The organism is Streptomyces tamarix (genome assembly GCF_032423885.1).
Classification (GTDB): Bacteria; Actinomycetota; Actinomycetes; order Streptomycetales; family Streptomycetaceae; genus Streptomyces; species Streptomyces tamarix.
This window is the reverse complement of sequence record NZ_JAWCTQ010000008.1, coordinates 1-19,149: the sequence shown is the minus strand read 5'-3', so window position 1 is coordinate 19,149 and position 19,149 is coordinate 1. Positions and strand designations below refer to the sequence as shown.

General features: G+C 75.2%; 17 protein-coding genes and 1 pseudogene. 10 read left to right on the top strand and 8 right to left on the bottom strand.

The annotated features are described in order from the left end of the window. Positions 1 to 49 precede the first annotated feature (49 nt). Positions 50 to 1,114, top strand: coding sequence for a helix-turn-helix transcriptional regulator (locus RND61_RS32655; RefSeq protein WP_391653121.1), 1,065 nt, complete (start codon positions 50 to 52; stop codon positions 1,112 to 1,114). Between the two features lie 12 nt (positions 1,115 to 1,126). Here the strand turns inward: RND61_RS32655 and RND61_RS08890 are convergent. Next, positions 1,127 to 2,161 (bottom strand): annotated as a pseudogene (locus RND61_RS08890) (benzoate/H(+) symporter BenE family transporter); the annotation flags it as partial. Positions 2,162 to 2,465: 304 nt separating this feature from the next. Here RND61_RS08890 and RND61_RS08885 point away from each other — a divergent pair. From RND61_RS08885 to RND61_RS08870, 4 genes are all read left to right on the top strand, one after another. Further along, entirely contained in the window at positions 2,466 to 3,488 is a 1,023-nt protein-coding gene (locus RND61_RS08885) for a TauD/TfdA family dioxygenase (protein WP_315877275.1), read from the top strand. Further along, positions 3,481 to 4,257 carry a sulfite exporter TauE/SafE family protein gene (locus RND61_RS08880; protein WP_315877274.1) on the top strand — a complete coding sequence of 259 codons (777 nt, stop codon included), beginning with the start codon at positions 3,481 to 3,483 and terminating at the stop codon, positions 4,255 to 4,257. Before RND61_RS08885 ends, RND61_RS08880 begins: the two co-directional genes overlap by 8 nt. 1 nt (position 4,258) lies before the next feature. Beyond that, the gene (locus RND61_RS08875; RefSeq protein WP_315877273.1) at positions 4,259 to 4,963 is read left to right on the top strand and encodes an aspartate/glutamate racemase family protein; all 705 of its coding nucleotides are present in this window, start codon (positions 4,259 to 4,261) and stop codon (positions 4,961 to 4,963) included. 215 nt (positions 4,964 to 5,178) lie between these two features. Continuing rightward, a complete protein-coding gene (locus RND61_RS08870) occupies positions 5,179 to 5,871 on the top strand; it encodes a helix-turn-helix domain-containing protein (RefSeq protein ID WP_315877272.1) in 693 nt (230 codons plus the stop codon). Here RND61_RS08870 and RND61_RS08865 read toward each other — a convergent pair. Both RND61_RS08865 and RND61_RS08860 read right to left on the bottom strand, forming a co-directional pair. Next, complete coding sequence (locus tag RND61_RS08865) at positions 5,865 to 6,224, bottom strand: hypothetical protein (RefSeq protein WP_315877271.1); 360 nt, start codon at positions 6,222 to 6,224, stop codon at positions 5,865 to 5,867. The genes RND61_RS08870 and RND61_RS08865 overlap by 7 nt on opposite strands. Positions 6,225 to 6,550: 326 nt before the next feature. Next, a complete protein-coding gene (locus RND61_RS08860) occupies positions 6,551 to 8,215 on the bottom strand; it encodes an acyl-CoA dehydrogenase family protein (protein WP_315877270.1) in 1,665 nt (554 codons plus the stop codon). Between the two features lie 17 nt (positions 8,216 to 8,232). Here RND61_RS08860 and RND61_RS08855 point away from each other — a divergent pair, with 17 nt between their 5' ends. Continuing rightward, the gene (locus tag RND61_RS08855; RefSeq protein ID WP_391653117.1) at positions 8,233 to 9,444 is read left to right on the top strand and encodes a YihY/virulence factor BrkB family protein; all 1,212 of its coding nucleotides are present in this window, start codon (positions 8,233 to 8,235) and stop codon (positions 9,442 to 9,444) included. Further along, positions 9,441 to 10,205: a helix-turn-helix domain-containing protein gene (locus tag RND61_RS08850; RefSeq protein WP_315877409.1), complete on the top strand. Its 765-nt coding sequence runs from the start codon at positions 9,441 to 9,443 to the stop codon at positions 10,203 to 10,205. Before RND61_RS08855 ends, RND61_RS08850 begins: the two co-directional genes overlap by 4 nt. On the opposite strand, the gene RND61_RS08845 is transcribed toward RND61_RS08850, so the two are convergent. Then, the gene (locus RND61_RS08845) at positions 10,145 to 10,540 is read right to left on the bottom strand and encodes a VOC family protein (protein WP_315877268.1); all 396 of its coding nucleotides are present in this window, start codon (positions 10,538 to 10,540) and stop codon (positions 10,145 to 10,147) included. The two genes, RND61_RS08850 and RND61_RS08845, sit on opposite strands and share 61 nt — an antisense overlap. A gap of 177 nt (positions 10,541 to 10,717) precedes the next feature. On the opposite strand from RND61_RS08845, the gene RND61_RS08840 reads away from it, so the two are divergent. Together RND61_RS08840 and RND61_RS08835 are read left to right on the top strand one after the other, a co-directional pair. Next, positions 10,718 to 11,188, top strand: coding sequence for a cation:proton antiporter regulatory subunit (locus RND61_RS08840; protein WP_315877267.1), 471 nt, complete (start codon positions 10,718 to 10,720; stop codon positions 11,186 to 11,188). Positions 11,189 to 11,190: 2 nt separating this feature from the next. Beyond that, positions 11,191 to 12,429 carry a cation:proton antiporter gene (locus RND61_RS08835; protein ID WP_315877266.1) on the top strand — a complete coding sequence of 413 codons (1,239 nt, stop codon included), beginning with the start codon at positions 11,191 to 11,193 and terminating at the stop codon, positions 12,427 to 12,429. Between the two features lie 63 nt (positions 12,430 to 12,492). Here the strand turns inward: RND61_RS08835 and RND61_RS08830 are convergent, their stop codons facing one another. Genes RND61_RS08830 through RND61_RS08815 form a run of 4 tightly spaced genes read right to left on the bottom strand, consistent with a single transcriptional unit; the run spans position 12,493 to position 17,373 of the window. After that, on the bottom strand, positions 12,493 to 13,275 hold the full coding sequence (locus RND61_RS08830; protein WP_315877265.1) for a class I SAM-dependent methyltransferase: 783 nt from the start codon (positions 13,273 to 13,275) through the stop codon (positions 12,493 to 12,495). A gap of 32 nt (positions 13,276 to 13,307) precedes the next feature. Then, a complete protein-coding gene (locus RND61_RS08825) occupies positions 13,308 to 14,549 on the bottom strand; it encodes an aminotransferase class V-fold PLP-dependent enzyme (RefSeq protein WP_315877264.1) in 1,242 nt (413 codons plus the stop codon). An 11-nt stretch (positions 14,550 to 14,560) separates the two neighbouring features. Further along, positions 14,561 to 15,895 (bottom strand): pyridoxal-phosphate dependent enzyme, encoded by a 1,335-nt coding sequence (locus RND61_RS08820; RefSeq protein ID WP_315877263.1) that lies wholly within the window; start codon positions 15,893 to 15,895, stop codon positions 14,561 to 14,563. Continuing rightward, on the bottom strand, positions 15,892 to 17,373 hold the full coding sequence (locus RND61_RS08815; protein WP_315877262.1) for an alanine racemase: 1,482 nt from the start codon (positions 17,371 to 17,373) through the stop codon (positions 15,892 to 15,894). Before RND61_RS08815 ends, RND61_RS08820 begins: the two co-directional genes overlap by 4 nt. 643 nt (positions 17,374 to 18,016) lie before the next feature. Between RND61_RS08815 and rsgA the strand changes: the two genes are divergently transcribed. Next, on the top strand, positions 18,017 to 19,123 hold the full coding sequence (gene rsgA / locus RND61_RS08810) for a ribosome small subunit-dependent GTPase A (protein ID WP_315877261.1): 1,107 nt from the start codon (positions 18,017 to 18,019) through the stop codon (positions 19,121 to 19,123). Positions 19,124 to 19,149: the final 26 nt, after the last annotated feature.

The following is a 19,149-nucleotide window of genomic DNA, read 5'->3' as shown; positions in this document are numbered from 1 at the left end:
AGGGACGGCCCTTCGTCACGCCCGGGGCAGCGTCGACAAGGGGGACCCATTGACCAGAACCACCGCGCTGGAGCACAAGCTCGCGCAGAGCCTCTACGCGATCGCCATCCAGGACGCCGCCTGGACGCCCGCGGCCGTCTGCCGGCGGCTCGGCTGGAGCAGCGAGGAGTACACCGCTGCCATCCAGGTCCTGTCCGAACTCGGCCTGTTGGTGCGGACCACCGCCACGCCCAGCGGCTGGGCCTGCGTGTCGTCCGAGTCCGCGCTCGACCACCTCCTCGCCGCCGACGCCCGCCGCGTCGACGAACTCATCGAGCAGATCACCCGCACCCGCGAGGCGATGGTGCGGATGCTCACCGACTTCCACCCCATCCACGCCGTGCGCATCTCCGGCACCCAGGCCCAACTCGTGGAGGGCACGGCCAACATCGCGACCGCCCTGGAGGACGCCGCCCAGCAGGCGCGCGAGGAGGTCGTCTCGCTGCACCCGGGCCGCGGAGCACCCGAGCACATGGTGGAGGAGGGCCTGGCGCGCGACCGGCGGGCGCTGCGGCGCGGCGTCGCGATGCGCACCGTCCACCTCGCCTCGTCCGCCGCGCTGCCCCACATGGCCGCCTACCTCCGGGAGTTGCGCAAGGCGGGCGGTCAGGTGCGCACCGCCGTGACGCTGCCGCACCGGCTCATCATCGTCGACCAGCACCTGGCGATCGTGCCCGCGACCGGAACGGACGGGCAGCAGGCGGTCGTCGTCGTGTACGACCCGTCCCTGGTCGAGGTGTTCCGCAGCCAGTTCGAGTACGCGTGGGCACAGGCCACCGCCTTCGGCACGGGGACGCGCACCGCGGCGGAGGGCGGCTCGTGGGGCGAGCCCGACCGGCGGCAGCGGGCGGTCCTCCGGCTACTCGCGGAGGGCCTGACCGACGAGGGGGTCGGACGGCGCCTGGGCATCTCGGACCGCACGGTCCGCCGGATCGTCGGCGACCTGACGTCGGCGCTCGGAGCCACCAGCCGGTTCCAGGTCGCGGTCCTCGCCGAACGCGCCGGCTGGCTCGACCCTGCGGACCTTGAGCAGGAGGTGCGCGAGGACACCGGCGAGCAGCCCCCAGAAGGGTGAGCCGATGCCGGCGACCGTCACCCCGGAGGCGGTCGCCAGGAAGGTGACGACGGACGCCTCGCGGTGGCGTTCGTCGGCGACCGTACGGGCCAGGCTGCCGGAGAGCGCCCCGAGCAGCGCCACCCCCGCCAGGGTGGCCACGAGCGCCTCCGGCAACCCGGTGAACAGGGCCACGAGCGTCGAGCCGAAGCAGCCCACGACCAGGTAGCCGACGCCGCAACTCACCCCGGCCACCCACCGCCTGGCCGGATCGCGGTGCGCCTCGGGGCCGGTGCAGATCGCGGCGGTGATGGCCGCCGGATTGATCGCGTGCGAGCCGAAGGGCGCGAGCAGCGTCGACACGACCCCGGTCGTCCCGCACACGACGCGCTCGTCCGGCCGGTAGCCGTCCGCGCGCAGCACGGCCATCCCCGGCGCGTACTGCCCGGCGAGCGTGGCGACGAGCAGCGGCACGCCGATGCCGACGAGCGCGCCCACCGAGAAGTCCGGTGCCGTGAGGTGCGGCACGGCCAGGCCGGGGCCCGCGACGTCCAGGTGGAGGCCGCCGCTCGCCCCGGCGACGACGAGCCCGACGGCGAGCGCGCACATCACCGCGTACGTCGGCCACAGGCCCTTGGCGAGCAGGTAGCCGACGACCATGGCGCCCGCGAGCAGCGGGGCCGCGCGCAGTGAGGTGAAGATCGCGGTGCCGAACGAGAAGAGGATCCCGGCGAGCATCGCCGAGACCACCCCCTCCGGAACCCGGGCCAGGACCCGGGTGAACACCCCCGTGACGGTCAGCACCGTGGCCGCGACGCCGGCGCACAGGAAGGCGCCGACGGCCTCGGCGTAGTCGTGCTGCGCGAGGGCCGTGACCAGGATGGCCGCGCCCGGCGTGGAGAACGCCGTGATCACCGGGGTGCGGCTCCACCAGCTCAGCCCCACGCAGGTCAGGCCCGCGCCGACGGAGATCGCCCACACCCACGACGAGGTCTGCGCCGCGCTCAGGCCGGCGGCCTCGGCGGCGGCCAGGACGAGGGCGAGCGGCCCCGCGTAGGAGACCGCCATCGCCACCACGCCCGCGTTGACGGCGGAGAAGGACACCGACCGTACCGACCGCACCAATCGCACCGATTCAGCCCCAGATGAACGAGAACAGAGGAACAACGGACATCACGACACCTCCCCCGAAGACGTTGCCGCGCCGCACATGCTGCCGTACCGCACGGGGCCGTGGCGCGCCGGGGGGCGTCCGCTTCAGGCCGCGTCCCCTACCGGACAGGACCGGGGTGTGACCGGTGTGGGTCATGGACCCTTCCGGACGGGCGAAACCCCTGGTCGCAGCGCTTGCCGGAGCCACAGGATCGTCGGCATGACGACGTATGCGGAACCCCGCGCGGACCTTGACGCGCTCACCCTCGACCCGGCTGAAACCGCCCGCCTGGAGGAGCTGCTCCACGACACGGCGAAGCTGCCGGGCCCCCTGGAACAGACCCTGCAGACCGCGGCCTTCGCCGCGCTCGCCGCACGCCTGCCGACCCGGCTGCGCGAGGGCGTCGAGTCCTTCCGCGACACCCCGCCGGACCACGGCCTGCTCGTGGTGCGCGGGCTGCCCGTCGGGGACGTCCCGGCGACCCCGGCGGTGTACGGCTCCAACGTCCTCGGCGAGACGCACTCCTCCAGCCTGCTCGTCGCCCTGCTCGCCCACCCGCTGGGCGGGCTGATCGGCTACGAGGACGAGAAGTCCGGGGCGCTCGTGCACGACGTGTACCCGGTCCCCACCGACGCGGCGAAGCCCCTGAACTCCGGCTCCACGCTCTTCGACTTCCACACCGAGAACGTCCACCACCCGGTGCGCCCCTCGCACTTGGGCCTGCTGTGCCTGCGCCCCGACCACGACCGGCGGGCGGCCACCATGGTCGCCTCGGTCCGGGAGGCCGAACCGCTGCTCTCCGCCGCCGACCGCGAGCTGCTGCGCACCGACCGCTACCGGAGCCGCTTCCCGCTCTCCTTCACGCGGGGCCTCGCCGAGGACGAGCGGCCGGTGACCGATCCGCACCCGGTCCTCACGGACGGCCCGGCCGACGCCCCCGGTACGAGGGTCCGGTTCAACATGCACAACACCTTCGGCACGGACGCCCCGGCACAGGAGGCCCTGGAGCGCCTCAACCGGGCCATGCACACGGTGCACCGGGCGGTGCGGGCCGACCGGGGCGACCTGCTCCTGGTGGACAACCGGATCGTGGTGCACGGCCGCAGCGACTTCACGCCGCGCTACGACGGCGAGGACCGCTGGCTGCGCCGGTTCTACCCGTACCCCGGCGAGCTGCGCCCCGACGTCCTGGTGCGGGCCGGCGGCCGGGTGCTCAGCAAGGACAGCTACGCCCGTGCATGACCTGACCCTCACCACGGCGGTGCTGCTCTGCGTCGCCGCCGCGCTGGCGGGCTGGGTCGACGCCGTGGTCGGCGGTGGCGGGCTCCTCCAGGTGCCCGCCCTGCTGATCGCCTTCCCGCACCTGCCCCCCGCGTACGCCCTCGGCACCAACAAGGCCGTCGGTGTCGTCGGCACGTCGGCGGCGGCGGTGACGTACGCCCGCAGGGCCCCCGTCGACGTGCGGCTCGCGGTCCGGCTCGGCTCCGTCGCGGCCCTGGCGGCGGTGGCCGGGGCGTTCTTCGCGGCCGGCGTGAAGAGCGAGGTGCTGCGCCCCGTGATCATGGTGCTGCTGCTCGCCGTCGCCGCCTTCGTCGTCCTGAGGCCGCAGTTCGGGCAGAAGCCCGGGGGCGCCGTGACCCGGCAGCGGGTCCTCGCCGCCGTCGTGGTCGTCGGCGCGGGCATCGGCTTCTACGACGGCCTGCTCGGGCCCGGCACCGGGACCTTCCTGGTGATCGGCCTGGTCGCGGTCCTGTCCATGGACATGGTCACGGCGTCGGCGACCGCGAAGGTCGTCAACGTCGGGACCAACCTGGGCGCGCTCGCGATGTTCGCGTACCAGGGGACCGTTCTGTGGGCCCTCGCGCCGCTCCTGGCGGTGTTCAACCTCGCGGGCGCCTCGGTGGGCGCGCGCATGGCGCTCAAGCGCGGCAGCGGCTTCGTGCGCGCCGTGTTGCTCGTCGTCGTGACCGTGCTGGTCGGCAAGCTCGCACTCGATCAATGGGGGACGTGAGATGTCCATCGGAATTCTGGGCGGAATGGGCCCGTTGGCCACCGTCGACTTCTACCGGAAGGTGATCGACGCGACCCCGGCCGGTACCGACCAGGAGCACGTGCCGGTCGTCGTGTGGGCCGACCCGACGGTCCCGGACCGCTCGGCGGCGCTGAGCGGGCACGGGCCCGACCCGACGCCCTGGCTGGTACGCGGCGCGCACCGGCTCGAGGCGATGGGGGCGCGGCTCATCGCGACCCCGTGCAACACCGCGCACGCCTTCCTCGACGGGGTGCGGACCAGCGTGCGCGTCCCGATGCTCGACATGATCGCGGAGACGGTCGCCGAGATCCGCTCCCACCACCCGGAGGTGGTGTCGGTCGGGCTCCTGGCCACCACCGGCACGGTGCGCGCCGGCCTCTACCAACGGGCCCTGGAGGCAGCGGGCCTGCGGGTCGTGGTGCCGGGCGAGCTCACCCAGGGCGAAGCCGTGACGGGCGCCATCCGCCGCGTCAAGGCGGGCGACCTCGGCGCGGCCGGGGTCTGCCTGATCGAGCGCGCGACCGGGGAACTGGCGGTCCGGGGCGCGGACCTGCTCGTGGCGGGTTGCACCGAACTGCCGCTGCTCCTCGGCGAGCGGAGCGCCGGCCTGCCGGTCGTCGACCCCACGGCCGTCCTGGCGCGGGCGGCGGTACGGGAGGCCCTGAGCCGGCCGGCGCCGGTCTGACGGGCCCCGCGCGGCGGGGGAGGGCGGCCCTTCCCCGCGGCGGCGGAGACGCGTTCGCCCGCCGCGCGGGCGGCGCGGGCCCGGCCGTGCGGGCCGGTGCCCGCGGACACGGGCGCCCTGGAGGGGGCGCGCACTCGGGGCGCAAAAGCCCCGGCACACCCCGGGGCGCCCGGCGGTGACGAGGGGGAGGCGGCGGTGACGAGGAGGAGGCGGCGGTGACCGCACTGCGCCACGACAAGGAGCCCGAGCGGGTCTCCGACCGGGCCTTCCGGGTCCTGGGAGCCATGCGGGAGATGGGCCGCGGCCCCCACCCGCTGAGGAGCATCGTCCACCGGAGTGCCCTCAGCCGCTCCACGGTCCAGCGGGTCATCACCTCCGGCCTGCGGGCCGGGGTCATCCGGCAGCCCAGGCACGGCCACTACGCGCTCGCCGCACAGCTCGACGCGGACGGCGCCCCGCCGCAGCCCTCCGCCGCCGCCCACCACGTGCTGCGCGCCCTCGCCGACCGGCTGGGACACACGGTGAGCCTGCACACGGCCGTCCTGGCCGACGTGCCGATGCAGATGTGCACGGGCTACGCGGAGGCCCCCCGCGGCGTGTCCCTGCGGTCCGCGGTCGGCCGGCCCAGGCCGCTCCACGCCGATGCCGCGGGCCGGGCCGTCCTCGCGCACCTGGCGCTTCCCCACCCGTGCCCCGAGGAGCGCCACCGCGTCCGCACGCGGGGATGGGCCGCTTCCCCGGGGCCGGTGCGGGGGACGCGGATGATCGCCGCGCCCGTCCTCCGGTTCGGGATCGCCGTCGGAGCGCTGGGCGTCACCGCGGACCCGGCGGTCCTCGACGCCGGTCTCCCGGTCTGCGTCGACCACCTCCGGCGTGCCGCGGCGGCGCTGGCGGCCGGCCGTCAGTAGACGTACCGGGTCCACCCCTGGCCGGAGACGTAGACCTCGTGGCCCGAGCGGTTCACGTACGCCGTCCCGCAGTCCACCCTCAGCGTCCCGGTGCCCGTCGTGGAGCCGCTGGTCTTCTGGCTGGTGTATCCCGTGGCCGTGACGCACTCGACCCATGCGCGCACCTGGCGGCCGCACGGGTTGCTCTTGACGGTCACCGTCAGCGCGTTGTTGTTCGCGACGGAGCCCGACGCGCTGACGGAGCAGCTGGGGTCGGCGTGGGCGGTCGAAGTCACCACCGGCAGGCCGCTCAGGGCGGCGGCCGCCACCACGCCGGCCAGAGCCCGCTTCACGCGAAGTCGCTGAGTATTCATGGATCCCCCTTCGTCGCCGGAGGCTCCTCCGCCTCCGCCCGTGAGGCGATCCCATCCCATGCCGAAGGGCGGGACAACGAAAGGCGCCGACCAGGTCAACGGTTGAACCGTTCGCCCCGCCCCGCCCCGCCCCGCCCCGCCCCGCCCCGCCCCGCCCCGCCCCGCAGCCCAGCCCGGCCCGGCCCCGGGCCTCCGCACGATCCCGTTCGGGCCCCAGCCGCCCCGCCCCGCCCCGGCCGAGGCGACTGGTGGACGCGTCCCCGGCGCCGGCCGGTCCGGGGCGGCGGACCCCACCCGCGGCGCCCGGCACCGCGCGGCGGCACCGCCTAGGGCCGGGCCCGCTCCACGACGGCGCGGAGGTCCAGGGTGTGCGGCAGCGTCCCGAACGCCGCCCCCCGGTCGCCGCCCAGCCGGGACGCGCAGAACGCGTCCGCGACCTCCGGCGGCGCCCACCGCACCAGCAGCGAGCCCTGCAGCACCAACGCCATCCGCTCCACCAACCGCCGCGCCCGCGCCTCGATCCCGTCCAGGTCCGCCAGCTCCGTCAGCAGGCCCTTGACCGCCGCGTCCAGCCGGTGGTCCGCGCCGCGCGCCTGCCCGACCTCCCGCAGGAACGCGTCGAGCGCGCCCGGTTCCCGCTGGAGCGCCCGCAGCACGTCCAGCGCCTGGACGTTCCCGGAGCCCTCCCAGATGGAGTTGAGCGGCGACTCGCGCAGCAGCCGCGGCATGCCCGACTCCTCCACGTACCCGTTGCCGCCCAGGCACTCCAGGGCCTCCGCCACCGTCGGCGTGCAGCGCTTGGTCACCCAGTACTTCGCGGTCGGCACCGCCAGCCGCAGCAGCGCCCGCTCCGACTCCGCGGACCCGCCGCCGGCCGCGGGGGCGCCCGACTCCACCGCGTCGTACGCCGCCGCCAGCCGCATCCCGAGGACCGTCGCCGCCTCCGACTCCAGCGCCAGGTCGGCCAGGACGTTGCGCATCAGCGGCTTGTCGATCAGCGGCCCGCCGAACGCGCTGCGGTACGCCGTGTGGTGCACCGCCTGCGCGACCGCCTGGCGCATCAGCGCGGCCGAGCCGAGCACGCAGTCGAGACGGGTCGCGGCGACCATCTCGATGATGGTCCGCACCCCCCGCCCCTCCTCGCCGACCCGGCGCGCCCACGTCCCGTCGAACTCGACCTCGGCGGACGCGTTCGACCGGTTGCCGAGCTTGTCCTTCAGCCGCTGGATCCGGAACACGTTGCGCGTGCCGTCCTCCAGGACCCGCGGCACCAGGAAGCAGGTGAGCCCACCGGGGGCCTGCGCCAGCACCAGGAAGCCGTCCGACATGGGCGCCGAGCAGAACCACTTGTGGCCCGTCAGGACGTACTCGCCCGCCGCGTCCAGCGGCTTCGCCGCCGTCGTGTTGGCGCGGACGTCGCTGCCGCCCTGCTTCTCCGTCATGCCCATCCCGAACAGCACGCCCGCCTTCGCGGTCGGCGGCAGCAACTCCTCGCCCTCGTACACCTTCGAGGTCAGCTTCGGCTCCCACACGGCCGCGAGCTCGGGGTCCGTGCGCAGCGCGGGCACCGCCGCGTGCGTCATCGACAGCGGGCAGCCGTGCCCCGCCTCGGTCTGCGACCACACCAGGAACCCGGCCGCGCGCCGCACGTGCCCGCCGGGCCGGCCCCAGGCGGAGGTCAGCCCGGACGTGACGGCGTGGCCGAGGAGGCGGTGCCACGCCGGGTGGAACTCGACCTCGTCGACGCGGTTGCCGTACCGGTCGTGGGTGCGGAGCCGGGGCGGGAACTCGTTGGCGAGGGCACCCCAGGACTGCGCCTGCGCCGATCCGGCGGTGGTGCCCAGCGACGACAGCTCCTCGCGGGCCTCCTCGCGCAGTCCGGTCGGAAGGTGTCGCTCCACCGCCTCGACCAGGGCCCGGTCCGCGGTGAAGACGTCGTACCCGACCAGGGGCGGGGGTTGGTTGGTCACGGTGTGGGTGGTGGCTGCCATGCGGATACGGTAAGGAGGTGCAGGCAGCAAAGGAAACACCCGAGCCGGCCGGGTCCCCGGGCCCCGCAGGACAGGGCGCGGCCCCCGACGCGTCCCCGGGCCGGCTCCACCGGGCCCGCGCCCTCTACCGCAACGTGTCGAAGCGGAAGATGGCCTGGCTCCTCCTGAAGGACACCGTCAACTCGTGCATCGAGTACCGGATCCTCGGCCTCGCCGCCGAGGCCGCGTTCTTCACGCTCCTGTCCCTGCCGCCGCTGATGCTCGGCCTGCTCGGCCTGCTCGGCTACATCGACGACTGGACGAACACCACCACCGTCGCGTCCATCGAGAAGAACAGCCTCGCCGCGGTCGGCACGGTCCTGTCCGACCGGGGCGTCAACGAGATCGCCAGGCCCCTGCTGGAGGACGTCACCCGGGGCGGCAGGCCCGACGTCATCTCGATCGGCTTCGCCATAGCGCTCTGGTCGGGCTCGCGCGCGGTGAACGTCTTCATCGACACGATCACCGTCATGTACGGCCTCGACGGGCACCGCGGCATCGTCGCGACCCGGCTGCTCGCCTTCCTCCTCTACCTGATCGCCCTGGTGATCGGCGCGGTCGTCCTGCCGCTGGCCGTCGTCGGCCCGGACCGGGTCGTGGCGGTGGTGCCGTTCGGCACGGAGGTGGTGTCCGTCCTGTACTGGCCGGTCGTGATCCTGCTGTCCATCGTGTTCCTCACGACCCTGTACCACGTGTCCGTACCGGTCAGGTCGCCGTGGATCGAGGACGTGCCGGGCGCGCTGGTGGCGCTCGCCATGTGGGTGCTGGGCAGCTTCCTGCTGCGCATCTACCTGACGAGCACGGTCGAGGGCCCTACCATCTACGGCTCCCTCGCGGCGCCCATCGCCGTGCTGCTGTGGATCGGCATCTCCGCCTTCGCGGTCCTCGTCGGCGCCGCCGTCAACGCGGCCGTCGACCGGGTCTGGCCGTCCGTCGCCACGGCCGCCGCCCGCGCCGAGACCGAACGGGCCCGCGCCGCGGAGGTCGCCGCCCTGCTGGCCCGCGCCCAGTCCGGCGACGGCGACCCGGACATGCCGTCGGAGTTCCCGGAGCGCTGGTCCCGCTTCCTCCCCCCGGACGACGTGAGGGCCCGCCTCCAGCGGGAGAGGGCCGAGAAGGACCGGCAGTCGAAGGAGGGGCCCGCCCAGGGCGGGCCGGTCCCGCGGGGCCGCGACGGGGAGCCGGACTGACCCCCCGCTACCGGGAGCGGCCCTCCCGGTTGGACGGCGCGGTCGTGTGGACCCTGACCGGAGCCCGCCCGGGCGGGGCGGCCCGCCCCGGCGGGGAGGTCCACCCGGTCCTTCCGGACGGCTGCATGGACCTGCTGTGGACCGAGGGACGGCTCCTCGTCGCGGGCCCCGACACCCGCGCGTACGCCCCCGACGGCGCGGGCGCCGCCTGGGCCGGCGTCCGCTTCGCGCCCGGCGACGCGCCCGCCCTGCTCGGCGTACCGGCGCACGCACTGCGCGACCGGCGCGTCGACCTGGCCGACCTGTGGCCCGCCGCCCGCGCCCGCCGGCTCGCCGCCCGCGTGGCCGCCGCCCCCGGGGACCCGGCCACCGCCCTGGAGGAGGCGGCCCTGAGCGTGGCCGCCGCCGCTCCCCGCCCCGATCCGCTGCTCCGCGCCGTCGCGGCCCGGCTGGACGCGGGCTGGAGCGTCGCCGCCACGGCCGACGCGGTGGGGATCGGCGCGCGGCAGTTGCACCGGCGCTCCCTGGACGCCTTCGGGTACGGGCCGAAGACCCTCGCCCGCGTCCTCCGCCTCCAGCGGGCCCTCGCCCTGATCCGTGCCGGAACCCCGTGCGCGGCGGTCGCGGCCGCCGCGGGCTACACCGACCAGGCGCACCTGACCCGCGACGTGCGCGCCCTGACGGGCCGGACCCCGGCGGCCTACGCGACGTCGGCGAACAGGTCCACGCCCCGCCCGTCCGGGTCGAGGACCACCGCGTAGCGCTGTCCCCACGGGGCGTCCCACGGGGCCAGGTGCCCCCGGTACCCGGCCGCCACCAGCTCCCCGTACAGCGCGTCGACCCCGGCCGGGCCGTCGCAGCGGAAGGCGAGCGCCGTCCGGTCGCCGCCGCCGGCGGCCAGGCCGGGGTCGAAGGCGCGGACCGCCTCCTCGGTGTCCCACATGATCCGCAGCCCGCCGGGCAGCGTCGCCTCCGCGTGCGGCGCGGAGTCGGCCTCCGGCGGGACGTCCAGGCCGAGGCGGCGGTAGAAGGCGAGGGAGGCGGCCATGTCGGAGACGACGAGGCCGATCGCGTCGAAACGGGGTGTCACGGTCATGCCCGCACCGTACGGGCCGCCGCTCGCCCCGGTCTTGTACGGATCGGACACGGAGGTTCGGCGCCCGCCCACCGCCCCGGAGGGGACTGATCCTGGCATACGGGGTCATAAAGGGCGTGGGTTGATAGGGTGAGGCTCCTCGCTCCACCCGTCATCCGCCGTCCCGGAGGTGCGGTCATGGGTACGCGGCGCACCCCCCTGCCCGGTGTCGGCACGCAGTACGACTTCACCACCGAGGACGGGCGGCACCTCTCCGTCGTCGTCCACCACGACGGCCGCCGCTTCCTCGGCTTCTACCGCCCCGACGACCCCGACACCTGCGAGGCGACGGTCCCCCTCACCCCCCAGGACGCCACCGCCCTCGCCCGGCTCATCGACCCCGCCCCGGCCGACGGCATCCGCACCGACGGCCTGGACCTCGTCACCGGGCACATCCCCGTCACCCGCCGCTCCCCGTACGGGGGGCGGCTGCTCGGCGACACCGGGGCCCGCTCCCGCACCGGCGCGTCCGTCGTCGCCGTCCTGCGGCGCACCAGCGCCCACCCCGCCCCCGGCCCCGACTTCCGCCTCGCCATCGGCGACACCCTCGTCGTGGTCGGCACCCGCGAGGGCGTCGACGCGCTCACCGCGATCATCGGCGGGGAGTGACCGTGCACGACACCACCGCGCTCCTCATCGAACTGGGGGCGGTCATCCTCGCCCTCGGGCTCGTCGGCCGGTTCGCGGAACGCGTCGGGCTCTCCCCGATCCCGCTCTACCTCCTCGCCGGACTCGCCCTCGGCGAGGGCGGCGTCGTCCCGCTCGACGCCAGCGGGGACTTCGTCGCGGTCGGCGCCGAGATCGGTGTGATCCTGCTGCTGCTCCTCCTCGGCCTGGAGTACAGCGCCGGCGAACTCGTCAGCAGCCTGCGCACCCAGTACCCCGCCGGGGCCGTCGACTTCGTCCTCAACGCCCTGCCCGGCGCCGCCGCCGCCCTCCTCCTCGGCTGGGGGCCCCTGGCCGCCGTCGCCCTCGCCGGGGTCACCTGGGTCTCGTCGTCCGGCGTCATCGCCAAGGTCCTCACCGACCTCGGACGGCTGGGCAACCGCGAGACCCCCGTCATCCTGGGCGTCCTCGTCATGGAGGACCTGTCGATGGCCGTCTACCTGCCCGTCCTCACCGTCCTGATCGCGGGCGTCGGCCTCGCCGGCGGCAGCGTCACCCTGCTGATCTCCCTCGGCACCGTCTCCGTCGTCCTCTACCTGGCGCTGCGCCACGGCCGCCACATCAGCCGTGCCGTCTCCTCCGACAACCCCGAGATGCTGCTCCTCGTCGTCCTCGGCATGACGGTCCTCGTCGCCGGGGTCGCCCAGCGGCTCCAGGTCTCCGCCGCCGTCGGCGCGTTCCTCGTCGGCATCGCCCTGTCCGGGGAGGTCGCGGAGGGCGCCCGCAGGATCCTCGCCCCGCTGCGCGACCTGTTCGCCGCGGTGTTCTTCCTCTTCTTCGGCCTGTCCACCGTCCCCGCGTCCATCCCGCCCGTCCTGCTGCCCGCGCTGCTCCTCGCCGCCGTCACCGCCCTCACCAAGATCGCCACCGGCTGGTACGCGGCCGGCCGCGCCCGCGTCGGCCGGCGCGGGCGGCTCCGGGCGGGCGGGGCGCTGATCGCCCGCGGCGAGTTCTCCGTCGTCATCGCCGGGCTGGCGGCCGGCGCGGAGCCGGGGATCGGCCCGCTCACCACCGCGTACGTGCTGATCCTCGTCATGCTCGGCCCGTTCGCCGCCCGCTGGACGCAGCCCGCCGTCGACGGGGTGCGCGACCTGGTCGTCCACACCGGGCGGCGCCGCCGCGGGGGCACGCCGCCCGGGCACGGGGAACTCACCGAGAGCACCGAGGTCCCGGCGGCCGGCTGACCGCGGCGCGGCCCCGGAGACGGCGCCGCCTCCGGGGCCGCGCCGGTGCGCGGCGGTACGCCCTCACCCGCCCCGCACCGCCACCAGCACGCAGCTCGGCCCGTACTGCCACACCGGGCCGGCCGCGTCGAAGCCCGCCTTGCGGAGCAGCTCCACGTGGCGCTGGAGCGTCAGCCCGTTGTCGCCGCCCGCCCCCGGCCCGCGCCGGGCCCGCTCGGCCAGCGGCCCGGCCAGCTCGGGCGCCGACTCCGCCGCCTCCCACCAGCCCCGCCAGTCCTCGTGGGCGTCCGCCCCGTGCCGCTCGGCGTGGCGGCGGCCCACCACCTCGGCCAGCGCCGCCACCGCCGGGTGCTCCTGGAACAGGTGGTCGCCGTTGACGAGCACCCCGCCCGGCCGCAGCGACTCCCGCACCTGCTCGTACACCGACAGCAGCGCCGGCTCCGGCAGGTAGTGCAACGCCGTCGCCGACACCACCGCGTCCATCGGCCGGCCCAGGTCCAGCCGGGCCAGCCAGCCGGGCGCGCCGATCGTCACGTCCGCGAACCGCACGTGCGTGCCGTGGTGCGCCCGGCCCAGCGCCAGGAGCAGCGGATCGGTGTCCACGCCGACCAGTTCGGCGTGCGGCAGCCGCCCGGCCAGCCGGGCCGCCAGCGAGCCGGGGCCGCACCCGAGGTCGGCGACGAGCGGGCGGGACACCCCCGCCACCGCCGTCTCCACGACATCGGCGATCACCGTGAAGCGGGCCTCCCGGTCGCAGGCGTACCGCTGCTGCTGGAGGTCCCACCGGCGGATCCACTCGCCCGCCCGCTCGGCCGTCAGCCGGCGCGACATCAATCCTCGAGACATCGTCCCCTTGTGCTCCCTTGCTCTTTTCCTTGCTACCGCCGCCCGCCGGGCCGGTCGTCGGCCAGGTCGGACAGCACCCCGAGGAGTCGGTCGACCTCCTCGGGCGTGTTGTAGACGTGCAGGCTCACCCGCACCGAGGACTCGCTCTCGCCCGCCCGGGCCTGGCACAGCCCGTCGGCCCGCACCAGCAGCCCGTGCGCGGCGAGGATGAACCCCAGGTCGTTGGCGCCTATCGCGCGGTGCCGGAACGTCACCAGGCCCTGGCGGCGCTGCACCGTCGAGTCGGCCGCCAGGCTGAGCCCGCAGCCCAGCACCTCGTACGCCTCCAGGCGGCTCAGCCCGTCCGTGAGGCGCGCGCCGAGCCCGACCGTCCACTCCTCGATCCGGGCCAGGCCCGCCGCGTCCAGCCAGTCCAGCGCGGCCCGCAGGCTGACTATCCCGGCCGTGTTGGGCGTGCCCTGCCAGCCGCCCGGCCGGAACGGGCCGCCCCGCCGCCCGCGCGCCCACACGACGCCCGTGCCCGGCAGGGCCATCGCCTTGTGCCCGGAGAACACCACGAAGTCGACGTCCAGGGCCCCCAGGTCCACCGGCAGGTGGCCCACGCTCTGCGCCGCGTCCAGGCAGAGCGGCACGTCCGGCCCGACCACCTCGCGCACCCGGTGGACGTTCATGTCGGCGCCGTACACGTGGTGGACGTGCGTCACCGCCACGAACCGCAGGCGCTCCCCGGCCGCCGCGGCCAGCGCGGCCAGCGCCTCCAGGTCGTAGTCGCCCGAGTCCTGCTGGTACGGCACGGGGTGCACGGTGATCCGCACGCCCCGCTCGGCGAGCAGGTCCCGGGCCTCCAGCCACGGCAGGTGGTTGGCCTCGTGGTCGGCGAACGGCACCGCGATCTCGTCGCCGTCCGCCAGCTCCCGCACCAGCCAGTCGCGGGCGACGGTCCGCAGCCCCTCCGTGGTCCCGCTGGTGAACCACACCGTCGACCGGTCCGGGTCCGGGTCGCCCAGGAACGCCTTGACGCGCTCCCGGGCCTCTTCGATCAGCGCCGTCGTCCGGTTGGCCCACGTGTACGTGCCGCGCCCGGCGTTGGCGTTGCAACCGGTCAGGTACGCCTGCGCGGCGTCGAGGACGGCCTTCGGCTTCTGCGCCGTGGCCGCGCTGTCCAGGTAGGCGAGGCCGGGGTGCCCGGTGACGATCGGGAACTGCTCCCGCAGCGGCCGCTGCCACTCGCGCAGCCCGGCGGCCGGGGCGGTGCCGGTCGGAGAAGTACGCATCGGCGGCCCCCTCAGTCCCGCACCATCGGCGCGCCCGCGTCCCGCCAGGCGATCACCCCGCCGGCCAGGCTGCGCACGTTGCGGTGCCCCATGCGGGTGAGCAGCGCCGCGTACGTCACCGACTGCTCGCCGACCGGGCAGACCAGCAGCACCGGTTGCGACCGGCCGAACGGCAGCCCGCCGTGCAGCAGCTCCTCGAACAGCTCGTCGACGATGTTGACGGAGCCCTCGATGTGCAGCGCCGCGAACGCGAACGAGCCGCGCAGGTCGACGACGACGGGCCGCTCGGTCGCGATCCACGCCCGGGCCTCCTCGACCCCGATGACGTGCACGGCCGCCAGCTCCTGGGGGGTGAGCGTGGCGGGGGAGTTGGGGCGCGGCGGGCGGCGCAGCAGCTCGGGGCGGCGCTGCCGCACGTAGCTCATGTAGCTCTCGACGCGGTCGCAGACGATGAAGACGGCCGTCGCGCGCCGCCCGCCGCCGGCCTCGGCGAGTTCGGCGTCCCGCTCGCGCAGGTGGCGTACGGCCCCGAAGTACGCGGCCCCGCCGGTCGGCCCGCCGAGGATGCCGCAGCGGCGGACCAGCGTCAGCATGCCGTCGATGGCCTCGTCGGCGGAGACGGCCTCCAGCGCGTCGTACGTCTCCGGGTCGAACAGGCCGACCTCGTGGACCTCGTCGATGTTGCGGATGCCCGGCACGAAGTCGCCCTTCTGCGCGACGAGCCCGACCACGCGCGTCGCCGGGTCGTGGGCGCGCAGGGCGCGGGCGGCGCCGGTGGACGACCCGGCGGTGCCGACGCAGGCGACGAACCAGTCGGGGGCCGTCCCGCCCAGGTCCTTGACGATCTCCGGGCCGGTGCCGGAGGCGTGGGCCTCCGCGTTGGCCGGGTTGTAGTACTGGTCGGTGTGGAGGTAGCGGCCGTCGTCCTCGGTGAGCATCCGGTGGATGCGGGTGAGCGGGTCCTCGGTCGCGGTCGGGTCGAGGCACTCGGCCTGGCCGGGCAGCTCCTCGATCTCGGCGCCGAGGAGCAGCAGCAGGTCCTTGATCTCGGGGACCTTCATCCGGTTGGTGACGCTGCGGAACGGCAGCCCGTGCATGCCGGCGATGACGGCGAGGGCCTTGGCGGTGTTGCCGCTGGACAGCTCGACGACGGTACGGCCCTGCCGCCGGGCCTCCTCCAGGTGGGGCCGCGCCATGTGCCAGGCGGCCCGGTCCTTCACCGAGCCGAACGGGTTGAGCATCTCCAGCTTCGCGTACAGGTCGATGTGGCGCAGTCCGTGGACCTCGGGGTCGATGCGGACGAGGGGGGTGTCGCCGATGGCGTCGGTGATGTGCTCGTACCTCATTCGTCGTCCCCCGCGGTGAGGTGTGGCCAGTACTGTTCGTCGAGGCACCAGCTCCAGGGGCCGTCCTCGCCGCTCCGGTACACGGCGACCTTCCGGGCGATCGGCTGGTGCAGGGCGTGGTCGGCGGTGAAGTCCATGAAGTACCCGGCGGTGTTGGCGAAGGCCAGCAGGTCGCCGGGGCGCGGCTCGCGCTCCAGGAACACCAGGCGGCGGCTGATCAGGTCCGACTCCAGGCAGAGGTTGCCCAGGAGGTACACCCCGACGGGCGGGCCGCCCCGCCCCGGTTCCTCCGGCGCGCCCGGTACGAGGACGGGGTCGAGGAGCAGCCCGTGGTCCTCCAGGCCGATGTCGCGGGCGTTCGCCGCGAGCCGCACCAGCCGCTCGCCGGCCGCCGTGACGCGCACCTCCAGCACCCGGGCGAGGGTGAGGCCGCACTGGTCGGTGAGGGCGCGGCCGGGTTCGGTGTGCAGGTCGTACAGGTTCTCCAGGAGCAGGGTGGCCAGCGGGCGGCCCAGCGACGGGGCGGTCTGCGCGAGCAGTTCGTCGAGGTAGCGGGGGCCGGCGACGGGGCGGTGGCCCGGGTAGACGCCGAGGGCGCCGCGCAGGGTGCCGTTCTCGCCGCGCAGCCCGTAGCCGTGGCCCTCCCAGGTGAGCGGGGCGCGCCGGCCGAGCAGGGCCCGGGTCAGCTCGGTGGTGTACCGCTCCCACTGGGCGCCGTCCGCGAGGTAGTCGACGCCGAATCCGCCGCCGATGTCGAGGCCCCGGGGCCGCAGCCCGCGCCGGCGGGCCTCGTCGAGGACCCGCAGGCAGCCTTCGAGGGCGACGGCCTTCTCGGCGAGGCCCATCGTGTCGAGGTGGTACGAGACCCCGGTGAACTCCACGCTGCCCTGGTGCTTCTCGGCCAGGTCGAGCAGCGCGCCGGCGTCGTCGGCCGGGGTGCCGAAGCGGCTGCGCCGGGTGAGGACGCGGGTGCCCGGCGCGGTGAACTCCGAGAGCCGCGGCAGGACGGGCACGCGCGGCAGCCGGAACCGCTCCACCAGCGCGGCGAGGGCGGTCAGTTCGGCGGGGGAGTCGACGGCGACGGTGGTGCGCGTACGGGCCGCGAGCCACAGGTAGTCGGGGTCCTTGGGGCCGGTCGCGACGATCCGGTTCGGGGTGAGGCCGCCGCCCAGCGCGTGCTGGAGCTCGCCGAGCGAGGCCACGTCGATCCCGACGGCGGCCTCGGGGCCGGTGGCGGCCAGGCGGCGCACCAGGGCGCTCGAACGGTTCGCCTTGTGGGCGAAGAAGATCCGCCCGGTGAGCCGGTGCCGGGCGTACACGTCGCGGAAGCCGCGGACGTTGTCGGCGATCTGGTCCGGCAGGACGATGTTGAGGGGCGAGCCCAGGGCGGTCACCAGGGGGTGGAGGAAGGCGGGGGAGTCCAGCAGCGCCGCGAGCCGCGGCTCCAGGCGTGGCGCGAGATACAGCGGTTCACTCATGCGGGTCTGGTCCTGGTCCTCTCGAAGGTTCTGTGAGGTCGTCTCGAAGGGACTGCTCGAGCGGACTGTTCGAAGGGACGGGGCGTGGAACTGGGCAGGACTGCGTGCTGGGCCCGAGTGTGGCGGCGGGACGGACGGAGGACGAGCATGCCATCAAACGACAATGGTTGTCATAAGCGTTCTCCGCGTCCAGCACCGATCCCGCGCAAACGGAAGGTGTTGTTCCGTGGGCTGGCTGGGGTGCGCCGTTGGGCGCGCCCCGGCGCGAGGACCAGGCGCGCGGGCCCGTCGCGGGCGACCACATCCTGCGACCGGCGTACGCACACCTCGACGGATCGCCATCGGGCGCCGCTCCCGGATACGGCGAAATGGGGGGCCTTGTCATACGTCGTCTGCCGTACGGGCGCTGCGGTGGAAAAACCGGTGGCGCGTCCGGACGCGCCCCGGCTAGCGTGAACGCCGACGACGACCCGACGCGACGAACCAGGGAGGTGAGGACGTTGACGACTGCCGCCGCCCGGGCGCTGACCCGGCCTCAGAAGATCAGCATTCCCGCTCCCGTGGTCTCCGGCTGACCCGAGTCCTTTCCCGCCGCGCCCGTCGAGGCGCGCGCCGCCGGGGCCACCCTCGCGAAGGGCACCCCTTGTCTTCCTCGTTCACCACCACCTCCTCCTCCCCGCTCTCCTCCTACGGCTGGGACACCCACTGGGAGGCGGAGTTCACCCCGTACGCCGAGCGCGGCCTGCTGCCCGGGCGGGTCGTCCGCGTCGACCGCGGGCAGTGCGACGTCATCACCCCCGAGGGCGTCATCCGGGCGGACACCGCGTTCGTGACGCCCCACGACCCCCTGCGGGTCGTCTGCACCGGCGACTGGGCCGCCGTCGACCCGGCCGGCGGCACGCCCCGCTACGTACGGGCGTACCTGCCGCGCCGCACCGCCTTCGTGCGCTCCACGTCGTCGAAGCGGTCCGAGGGGCAGATCCTCGCCGCCAACGTCGACCACGCGATCGTCGCGGTCTCCCTCGCCGCCGAGCTCGACCTCGGCCGGATCGAGCGGTTCCTGGCGCTGGCCTGGGAGTCGGGCGCGCAGCCGCTCGTCGTCCTCACCAAGGCCGACCTCGTACCGGACGCGGCCGGGGTCTCCCACCTCGTCCACGACGTGGAGACCGCCGCCCCCGGCGTGCCGGTGCTGGCCCTCAGCGCCGCCACCGGTGAGGGGGTCGACGCGCTCCGCGAGGCCGTCGCCGGCGGTACGAGCGTCCTGCTCGGCGTCTCCGGCACCGGCAAGTCCACCCTCGCCAACACCCTGCTCGGCACGGACGCCATGGCCGTCCAGGAGATCAGGGACGTCGACGGCAAGGGCCGCCACACGACCACCACCCGCAACCTCTTCGCCCTGCCGGGCGGCGGCGTCCTCATCGACACGCCGGGGCTGCGCGGGGTGGGCCTGTGGGACGCCGGGGCGGGCGTCGGGCAGGTCTTCTCCGAGATCGAGGAGCTGGCCTCCTCGTGCCGCTTCCACGACTGCGCCCACGGCGCCGAGCCCGGCTGCGCGGTCCTCGCCGCCGTCGAGGCCGGCACCCTGCCGGAACGGCGCCTGGACAGCTACCGCAAGCTGCTGCGGGAGAACCAGTACATCGTCGCCAAGACCGACGCCCGGGTCCGGGCGGAGCTGCGGCGCGACTGGAAGCGCAAGGGCGCGGAGGGCCGTGCCGCCCTGCGGGCCAAGCGCGGCGGCCCGGCCCGCTGACGCCCGGCCCGCACGGGAGCCGCCCG

Bases quoted from the DNA above. Each gene is read 5' to 3' on its own strand.
- RND61_RS08860 (WP_315877270.1), bottom strand. From the start codon at position 8,215: ATGGCAGCCACCACCCACACCGTGACCAACCAACCCCCGCCCCTGGTC.
- RND61_RS08845 (WP_315877268.1), bottom strand. From the start codon at position 10,540: ATGACCGTGACACCCCGTTTCGACGCGATCGGCCTCGTCGTCTCCGAC.
- RND61_RS08885 (WP_315877275.1), top strand. From the start codon at position 2,466: ATGACGACGTATGCGGAACCCCGCGCGGACCTTGACGCGCTCACCCTC.
- RND61_RS08865 (WP_315877271.1), bottom strand. From the start codon at position 6,224: ATGAATACTCAGCGACTTCGCGTGAAGCGGGCTCTGGCCGGCGTGGTG.
- RND61_RS08830 (WP_315877265.1), bottom strand. From the start codon at position 13,275: ATGTCTCGAGGATTGATGTCGCGCCGGCTGACGGCCGAGCGGGCGGGC.
- RND61_RS08815 (WP_315877262.1), bottom strand. From the start codon at position 17,373: ATGAGTGAACCGCTGTATCTCGCGCCACGCCTGGAGCCGCGGCTCGCG.
- RND61_RS08825 (WP_315877264.1), bottom strand. From the start codon at position 14,549: ATGCGTACTTCTCCGACCGGCACCGCCCCGGCCGCCGGGCTGCGCGAG.
- RND61_RS08840 (WP_315877267.1), top strand. From the start codon at position 10,718: ATGGGTACGCGGCGCACCCCCCTGCCCGGTGTCGGCACGCAGTACGAC.
- RND61_RS08875 (WP_315877273.1), top strand. From the start codon at position 4,259: ATGTCCATCGGAATTCTGGGCGGAATGGGCCCGTTGGCCACCGTCGAC.
- RND61_RS08820 (WP_315877263.1), bottom strand. From the start codon at position 15,895: ATGAGGTACGAGCACATCACCGACGCCATCGGCGACACCCCCCTCGTC.